The organism is Zongyangia sp., assembly GCF_965361945.1.
The window spans coordinates 1-8,775 of sequence record NZ_CBDTOK010000001.1 but is presented as its reverse complement, the minus strand read 5'-3'; the positions used below and the strand labels follow the sequence as shown (position 1 = coordinate 8,775).

Annotated in this window: 10 protein-coding genes; all 10 read left to right on the top strand. The window is 55.2% G+C overall.

Annotated elements, in window-relative coordinates:
• On the top strand, positions 1-228 hold a 228-nt coding region (locus tag ACZ25G_RS00050; protein WP_463681112.1), incomplete at its 5' end, for an acetyl-CoA carboxylase biotin carboxyl carrier protein.
• Positions 229-292: 64 nt separating this feature from the next.
• Positions 293-751 (top strand): 3-hydroxyacyl-ACP dehydratase FabZ, encoded by a 459-nt coding sequence (gene fabZ, locus ACZ25G_RS00045; protein WP_463681111.1) that lies wholly within the window; start codon positions 293-295, stop codon positions 749-751.
• Positions 752-763: 12 nt separating this feature from the next.
• On the top strand, positions 764-2,119 hold the full coding sequence (locus ACZ25G_RS00040) for an acetyl-CoA carboxylase biotin carboxylase subunit (protein WP_342681330.1): 1,356 nt from the start codon (positions 764-766) through the stop codon (positions 2,117-2,119).
• A 45-nt stretch (positions 2,120-2,164) separates the two neighbouring features.
• Complete coding sequence (accD, locus tag ACZ25G_RS00035) at positions 2,165-3,043, top strand: acetyl-CoA carboxylase, carboxyltransferase subunit beta (protein WP_463681110.1); 879 nt, start codon at positions 2,165-2,167, stop codon at positions 3,041-3,043.
• Positions 3,036-3,842, top strand: coding sequence for an acetyl-CoA carboxylase carboxyltransferase subunit alpha (locus ACZ25G_RS00030; RefSeq protein WP_463681109.1), 807 nt, complete (start codon positions 3,036-3,038; stop codon positions 3,840-3,842). The genes accD and ACZ25G_RS00030 overlap by 8 nt, the downstream gene beginning before the upstream one ends.
• A gap of 83 nt (positions 3,843-3,925) precedes the next feature.
• Positions 3,926-4,159: an acyl carrier protein gene (gene acpP, locus ACZ25G_RS00025; RefSeq protein ID WP_191481369.1), complete on the top strand. Its 234-nt coding sequence runs from the start codon at positions 3,926-3,928 to the stop codon at positions 4,157-4,159.
• 189 nt (positions 4,160-4,348) lie between these two features.
• Positions 4,349-5,488 (top strand): sodium ion-translocating decarboxylase subunit beta, encoded by a 1,140-nt coding sequence (locus ACZ25G_RS00020; protein WP_191481370.1) that lies wholly within the window; start codon positions 4,349-4,351, stop codon positions 5,486-5,488.
• Positions 5,489-5,519: 31 nt separating this feature from the next.
• Entirely contained in the window at positions 5,520-5,666 is a 147-nt protein-coding gene (locus ACZ25G_RS00015) for an OadG-related small transporter subunit (protein WP_191481371.1), read from the top strand.
• Between the two features lie 58 nt (positions 5,667-5,724).
• On the top strand, positions 5,725-7,161 hold the full coding sequence (proS, locus tag ACZ25G_RS00010) for a proline--tRNA ligase (protein WP_463681113.1): 1,437 nt from the start codon (positions 5,725-5,727) through the stop codon (positions 7,159-7,161).
• A gap of 158 nt (positions 7,162-7,319) precedes the next feature.
• A complete protein-coding gene (locus ACZ25G_RS00005; RefSeq protein ID WP_191481372.1) occupies positions 7,320-8,414 on the top strand; it encodes a glycerol dehydrogenase in 1,095 nt (364 codons plus the stop codon).
• Positions 8,415-8,775 lie beyond the last annotated feature (361 nt).

The following is an 8,775-nucleotide window of genomic DNA, read 5'->3' as shown; positions in this document are numbered from 1 at the left end:
GTGGTCAAATCCCCCATTGTGGGCACCTTCTATCACTCTCCCGCTCCGGAAAAGCCCCCCTATGTCAGCGTGGGCAGCAAGGTGAAAAAGGGGGACACCCTCTTTATCATCGAATCCATGAAGCTGATGAACGAGGTGCCCAGCGATGTAGACGGCACCGTGACCCAGATCCTGGTGGACAATGCCCAGCCGGTGGAATACGGCCAGCCCATTTTGGTCATCGAATAGCCAAAGCGGCGATATATCCGCGTCGGGAAATATTGGCCCCATGGGGGCGGAAGGAGACAAAAACATGGAAGAAGTGCTCATGACACAGGAGCAGATCAAGGAGATTATCCCCCATCGGGATCCCTTCCTGCTCATTGACGATATCTTGGAGCTGACCCCAGGGGAGCATGTGGTGGCCAGAAAGACCCTCAAGGAGGATGAATTCTGGTTTAAAGGGCATTTTCCTGGGATGCCGGTACAGCCGGGCGTGCTGACGGTGGAGATGCTGGCCCAGGCCGGCGCGGTCTGCGTCCTCTCTTTAGAGCAGTACAAAGGCCATGTGGCCTTTTTCGCCGGCATCGACAAGGCACGGTTCCGCAAGCAGATCCTGCCGGGGGATACCATCCTCTTGGAGGTGGAGGTCATCAAGCTCAGAGGCTCCATCGGGGTGGGAAAAGCCACCGCTACCGTAAATGGAAAGCGTGCGGTGACAGCGGAGCTGACCTTTGCCATCGGCCCCAAGGCCGCAGAGCAGAAAGAATAGCGGGAGGCGCTTATGTTCAGTAAAGTACTCATTGCCAACCGGGGAGAAATCGCGGTGCGGATCATCCGGGCCTGCCGGGAGCTGGGCATCCGGACGGTGGCGGTCTTTTCCGAGCCGGATCGGGACGCCCTCCACGCCCAGATCGCTGACGAGGCCATCTGCATCGGCCCTGCCGCCACCCGGGACAGCTATAACAACGTTGCCGCCATCCTCTCCGCCTGTGAGATCACCGGCGCGGAGGCGCTGCATCCCGGCTTTGGCTTTCTTTCGGAAAACGCAGGGTTTGCCCGGATGTGCGAGAAATGCGGCGTGAAATTTATTGGGCCCAGGCCCGAATCCATCGAGATGATGGGGGATAAATCCACCGCCAAGGAGACCATGAAGAAAGCCGGCGTGCCGGTGGTTCCCGGCTCCGACGGAGTGGTGGAGACACTGGAAGACGCCCGGCGGATCGCGTCGGAGATCGGCTATCCGATTATGGTCAAGGCCAGCGCCGGCGGCGGCGGCCGGGGTATCCGGTATGTAGGCGACGAAGGGGAGCTGGAATCGGCTTTTGTGGCCGCCAAACAGGAGGCCCTCAGCTTCTTCGCCAACGATCAGGTCTATATTGAAAAGTTTATCGAAGGCCCCCGGCATATTGAGGTGCAGATCCTGGCCGACCGGTTCGGAAATGTGGTCCATCTGGGAGAGCGGGACTGCTCCATGCAGCGCCGCAACCAGAAGGTGCTGGAGGAGTCTCCCTCCCCGGCCCCCTTTATGACCGGAGAACTGCGGGAGAAGATGGGCCAGGCGGCCTGTGCCGCGGCAAAAGCCTGCGGCTATGAAAATGCAGGGACTATTGAATTTTTGGTGGACGCCAAAGGCAACTTCTACTTCATGGAGATGAACACCCGGGTTCAGGTGGAGCATCCGGTCACCGAGCTTGTCTCGGGGGTGGATATTGTCCGCCGGCAGATTCTCATCGCCGCCGGGCACAAGCTTCCCTATACCCAGAAGGACATCGCCCTCAAGGGACACGCCATCGAGTGCCGCATTAACGCGGAGAATCCGGCCCAGGGATTTCGCCCCTGCCCGGGCACCATCCAGGCGCTGCATATGCCGGGAGGCCCCGGCGTGCGTATTGACAGCGCCATCTATCAGGGTTATACTATAACCCCGTACTACGATTCTATGATTGCGAAACTGATCGTCTATGCCCCCACCCGCAAGGAAGCCATCCTCAAAATGCGCTGGGCCCTGGCTGAATTTTTGGTGGAAGGCGTTGACACCAATATTGAGTTTCAGTTAAACTTGGTGAAAGACCCGGACTTTGAGGCGGGCAACTTTGATATCGGATTTTTAGACAGAAAGAACTTTACCCATCGTTAGACGGGAGGGGAGTGATCCCCTATCCATAAAGGAGGCGGAGCTATTTTGTGGGAAGAGTTGTTCCAAAAGGTCAAGACCCGGCTGGATATTGATGAGCAGCCGGCCGCGAAGACCAAAAAGATCCACATTCCCAGTGACCTGCTCTTCAAGTGCCCCCGCTGCCAGCAGGTGGTGCTGATGGAGGAATTTGAGGCCGAGAACAAAGTCTGCAAGAACTGCGGCTATCACGCCAGGCTCTCCTCCAGAGAAAGACTGGAATTGACTGTTGACAACCAGACGTTTAAAGAATATGATACCCTTATGAAAAGCAAAAACCCCATCGACTTTCCCGGCTATGAGGAGAAGATCCGGGAGCTGCAGGAAAAGACGGGGCTGTCCGATGCTGTGGTCACCGGCGAGTGCGAGATCATGGGGGAGCCATGTGTCATCGCGGTGATGGATTCCCGCTTTATGATGGCTTCCATGGGCTCGGTGGTAGGGGAGAAAATTACCCGCGCCTTTGAAAGGGCCACCGAAAAACGCCTTCCCATCGTCATCTTCGCCTCTTCGGGAGGCGCCCGGATGCAGGAGGGGATCCTTTCCCTGATGCAGATGGCCAAAACTTCCGGAGCCTGTGCCCGCCACAGCGACGCGGGATTGCTTTATATCACGGTGCTCACCGATCCCACCACCGGAGGGGTCACCGCCAGCTTTGCCATGCTGGGAGACATCATCCTGGCAGAACCAAAGGTGCTGGTGGGCTTTGCCGGCCGCCGGGTCATTGAGGGCACCATCAAACAACGTCTACCCGACGATTTCCAGTCGGCGGAATTTCTGGAAAGCCACGGTTTTGTAGACAAAATTGTGGAGCGCCGGGATATGAGAAAGACACTGGCAGATCTGCTCAGGCTGCACAGCGGAAGGACAGGTGGTGCCAATGAATAAGCTGACAACCTGGGAGCGCATTGAGCTCATCCGCAATAAGGAGCGTCCAACCCTCCGCGACTATATCCCCTTGGCCTTTGAGGAGTTCATCGAACTGCATGGAGACCGTTATTACGGCGATGATGGCGCCATTATAGGAGGCATTGCTACCCTGGGCGGAACTCCGGTGACGGTGGTCGGCCAGCTCAAGGGGAAAACCATTGAAGAAAACAAGAGGGCCAACTTCGCCATGGCCCATCCCGAGGGATATCGCAAAGCCCTGCGGCTGATGCGGCAGGCGGAGAAATTCCATCGTCCTATTATCTGCTTTATCGACACCCCCGGCGCTTTCTGCGGCATAGAGGCGGAAGAGCGGGGACAGGGCGAGGCCATCGCCAAAAATCTCTTTGAGATGATGGGGCTGAAAACCCCTGTGGTTTCCATCGTCTTAGGGGAAGGCGGCAGCGGCGGAGCCTTGGGTCTTGGAGTTTGCGACCGGCTTGCCATGCTGGAAAACGCAGTTTACTCGGTCATTTCCCCCCGGGGATGTGCCAGTATCCTGTGGAAGGATGCCAGCCGGGAGAAGGAAGCAGCCCAGGTGCTCAAGATGACGGCGGAGGACCTAAAGGAATTCGGCGTGTGTGACGATATCCTGGCGGAGCCCATGGGAGGCGCTCACAAGCAGCCCAAGCTAATGGCCCACACCATCCGGGACTATCTGCTCACCACTGTGGGAGCGCTCCAGGAAACTTCGGTGGAGGAGCTTTTAGAGAACCGTTACCATAAATTTAGGAAAATTGGTGAATTTTCCGAGGAATAATGCATAGAAATAGGTTTAACCGGTGATAGATCACCTTTAAATAATGAAAAAACAAAAGAAAGTTTTTCAAGGAGGAACAAGGCATGGTACTGGAGAAAGTCAGAGAAATTCTTTGCGATCAGCTGGATGTAGAGGAGGAGCAGGTTACCCTGGATGCCAGCATCACTGATGATTTGGGAGCAGATTCTTTGGATGTTGTCGACCTTGTCATGAGCATTGAGGAAGAATTCGATCTGGAATTCCCCGATGAGGAAGTGGAGAACATTAAAACTGTCGGCGACATTGTCAAGTACATTGAGTCGAAAGTAGAAGCGTAAAGTTATCCAATGGGCCGCCGCGCTGATTCAGTGCGGCGGCCTTCTTTTATCACGGGAAGATTGTGAATTTTCGGGTCGAATCATATTGAAAAATAGGTCAAATTCCCCTATAATAATGAATGTTGACCCTGTTAGTTAAAATGACAGGACAAAATGAAAATGGACTTTATTAAAAAGGAGTTGTAAGGATTGGATTTTCTCATTGACGGCATCATGTCCATCACTTGGCAACAGGTGGTCATGTGGGTCATCGGCGCGTTGTTGATCTATTTGGCCATCAAAAAAGACTATGAACCAGCGCTGCTCCTGCCCATGGGCTTTGGCGCAATTCTCGTTAACCTTCCCCTAAGCGGTGCGATCAACCAGACTATGGAAGGCATTGGCGAAGTCAATGGAATTATCGACTGGCTTTTCAATGTGGGTATTGAGGCCTCGGAAGCCATGCCGCTGCTGCTGTTTATCGGCATTGGCGCTATGATCGACTTTGGCCCTCTGCTTTCCAACCCCAAGATGTTCCTTTTTGGAGCGGCAGCCCAGTTTGGTATCTTCCTTACCATTACCGTGGCGGTAGTCTTCGGCTTTGGCCTGAAGGATGCGGCGGCCATCGGCATCATCGGTGCGGCGGACGGCCCCACCTCCATCCTGGTTTCCCAGGTGCTTAAATCCAACTATATCGGCCCCATCGCAGTGGCCGCCTACTCATATATGGCCTTGGTGCCCATTATACAGCCCTTTGCCATTAAACTTGTCACCACTAAAAAAGAGCGGGCCATCCGGATGCCTTACAATCCCAAAAACGTATCCCGGACCACCCGTATCCTCTTCCCCATCCTGGTGACCATCATCGCCGGCCTGGTCGCGCCTTCATCGGTTTCCCTGGTGGGCTTCCTCATGTTCGGCAACCTGATCCGCGAGTGCGGACGTCTGGACTCCCTGAGCCAGACCGCCCAGAAAGAACTGGCCAACTTGGTCACCCTGCTGCTGGGTATCACCATCGCTTCCAGCATGAAGGCGGAGCAGTTTGTCTCCCCCACTACCCTGCTGATCATGGTACTGGGTCTGGTAGCGTTTATCTTCGACACCATCGGCGGCGTACTCTTCGCCAAGATCCTGAACCTGTTCCTGAAAAACAAGATCAATCCCATGGTGGGAGGCGCCGGTATCTCCGCTTTCCCCATGTCCGCCCGTGTAGTGCAGAAGCTGGCCCTCAAAGAGGATAATCAGAACCACCTGCTCATGCATGCCGTAGGCGCTAACGTTTCCGGACAGATTGCTTCGGTAGTTGCTGGCGGTATCATCCTGGGCCTGGTGCCGGGAATGCTGGGTTAATCATCCTGTAATGTAGAAAAGGAGAATGAATATGAACGTGGATATGCACGCATTAATGCAGACCCTCCAGCTCATGGGCCAGGGGATGCTGGGTATCTTTGTGGTCATTGTCTTGATCTACCTGGTGGTGCTGGTGCTGACCAAAGTGACCGGAAACAAGGAAAAAGAAGAAAAATAAACGGAGAAAACTCCATTGAGAAAACGCCGGGGTCCGGCAAGAGAAAGGTTTGAAAAACGTGGCAGATCAGAAGAAAATGGTAGAGGCCATTACCCCCATGGATGTGGACTTTGCCAAATGGTACACCGATGTGGTCATCAAGGCGGATCTGGTGGATTATTCCAGCGTCCGGGGCTGCATGATTTTCCGCCCCTACGGCTATGCCCTGTGGGAGAACATTCAGAAGATTTTCGACGCCAAGTTCAAGGCAACGGGACATGAGAATGTCTATATGCCAATGTTTATCCCAGAGAGCCTGCTCCAGAGGGAGAAGGATCACGTGGAGGGCTTTGCCCCTGAAGTGGCCTGGGTGACCCATGGCGGCAACGAAAAACTCACCGAGCGGCTGTGTGTCCGGCCCACCTCTGAAACCCTCTTCTGTGACCACTATGCCCATGTGATCAAATCCTACCGGGATCTGCCCATGCTTTACAATCAGTGGTGCTCGGTGGTCCGGTGGGAGAAGACTTCCCGCCCCTTCCTGCGCAACGTAGAATTCCTCTGGCAGGAGGGCCATACCATGCACGAGACCGCTGAGGAAGCCCGGGAAGAAACCCAGCGGATGCTGGGCATCTACGCTGAGACCTGCGAAAATGACCTGGCTATCCCGGTGATCAAAGGCCGCAAGACTGACAAAGAGAAATTCGCCGGCGCGGAGGCAACCTATACCATCGAGGCCATGATGCACGATGGCAAGGCGCTGCAGAGCGGTACCTCCCATTATTTCGGCGACGGATTTGCAAAAGCCTTTGACGTCACCTTCACCGGTCGGGATAACACCCTGCAGCATCCTCATCAGACTTCCTGGGGCGTCTCTACCCGGCTCATCGGCGCCATCATCATGACCCACGGCGACGATAACGGCCTGGTGCTGCCGCCGGCGGTGGCTCCGACCCAAGTGGTCATCGTCCCCATTGCCATGCATAAGGAGGGCGTCACCGATAAGGCCAACGAGGTGCTGGCAAGGCTGCAGAAGTTCTGCCGGGCCAAAATCGATCTCAGCGACAACTCTCCCGGCTGGAAGTTTGCCCAGTACGAGATGAAGGGAGTACCCCTCCGCTTGGAGATCGGTCCTAAGGATATCGAGAAAAACCAGTGTGTCCTGGTCCGCCGGGACAACCGGGAAAAATATTTTGTTTCCCTGGATGAGTTGGAGACCAAAGTCCCCGAGCTGCTTCAGATGGTTCACGATGGTATGTATGAGAGAGCCCTGAAGAACCGGGAGGAAAAAACCTACGAGGCCACAACCCTGGAACAGCTCAAGGAAATTGCCGAGACCAAGCCGGGCTTTATCAAGGCCATGTGGTGCGGCGACCAGGCCTGCGAGGAAAAACTCAAAGAGGTGGCAGGGGTCTCTTCCCGCTGCATGCCCTTTGAGCAGGAGCACCTCTCCGATACCTGCGTCTGCTGCGGCAAGCCTGCCAAGGCGATGGTCTACTGGGGCAAAGCCTATTAAGCGCACCTCCCGGGGAGGAATTCGCGCTGATGTGTCAACCGCAACGTATTCGCGTGAGACGCGGCAAAGTTTCAAACGAGACCTAGGGCGCGTCTTCCCCGCCGGGAGGCGCGCGGTAAAATACAGAAAATAAAAATGACGAAAGGTGGAGGAACACCATGGCAAACATCATTATCAGCCCCAACAAATATGTCCAGGGCCAGGGAGAGCTCTCCAATTTGAGCGGCTATGTCAAGAGCCTGGGCACATCTGTGCTGATCCTCATCAGCGCCGGCGGCATGAAGCGCCTCGGCAGTCTGGTGGAGAGCAGCTTTGCGGATACCGGCATTGCCTATGCCTTTGAGACCTTTGGCGGCGAATGCTCCGAAAATGAGATCAACCGCCTGCGCAAAGTCGTTGCTGAGAAAAAATGCGACTGCGTCATCGGCATTGGCGGCGGCAAGATCCTGGATACCGCCAAGGCTGTGGCTTATTATGAGAAATGCCCGGTGGTGGTCTGCCCCACCATTGCTTCCACCGACGCGCCCTGCTCGGCCCTGTCGGTGATCTACTCTGACGACGGCGTCTTTGAAAGATACCTGTTCCTTCCCGCCAACCCCAACCTGGTGCTGGTGGATAGCGCGATTGTGGCGGCAGCGCCTGCCCGCCTGCTGGTTTCCGGCATGGGCGATGCCCTGGCCACCTATTTTGAGGCGAGAGCCACCAAGGCCAGCCGCAGCGATACCTGCGCCGGAGGCAAGGTGACCAGCGCCGCTATGGCCCTGGCTAAGCTCTGCTACGACACCCTGATGACCGAAGGCGTCAAGGCGAAAATCGCTGTGGAGGCCGGCGTCTGCACCGAAGCGGTGGAGAGAATCATTGAGGCCAACACCTATCTCAGCGGCATCGGTTTTGAGAGCGGCGGCCTGGCCGGCGCCCACGCCATCCACAACGGCCTGACCTGCATTAAGGAATGCCATCACCTCTATCACGGCGAGAAGGTGGCTTTCGGTACATTGACCCAGCTGGTGCTGGAGAATGCGCCGGAGGAGGAAATCGAAGAAGTGGTTTCCTTCTGCATTGAGGTTGGCCTGCCTGTAACCTTCGCGGAGATGGGCATTAAGAAGGTGGATAAGGAAAAACTTATGGAAGCGGCCACCCTGGCCAGCGCCGAAGGGGACACCCTGCGGAACATGCCTTTGGAGGTCACTCCGGAAAAGGTGTGCGCTGCCATGATTGCAGCGGACGCCATCGGACGCTATTTCAAGGATTAATAAAAAGCATAAAAAGCGGCAGGACTTTCGTTCTGCCGCTTTTTTCTTTTTCGTCCCCAACGACACGCCGCCTGACAAAGGGGTTATTGCGCCGTGTTTTTAGATATAACTTAAGCCCGTGAACTGCCTATAGGCAGACCCTATGCCGCAAAGAAACTTTGGGATTTTATCTAAATTTGACGAAAAATTATTGTAAAAAATGGGCAAAGCAACAAAGTTGCATTTCCTCGGGAATTTCCTTGTAAAATAGTAAAAAAAGCTTGCATTTAAGCCGTTTTTATAGTATTATATTTAAGCACGACTGCACTAGATATGCGATGAAGCGGGAGGTTGCTGCTCACAGAAGCAGGGAATTTCCGCC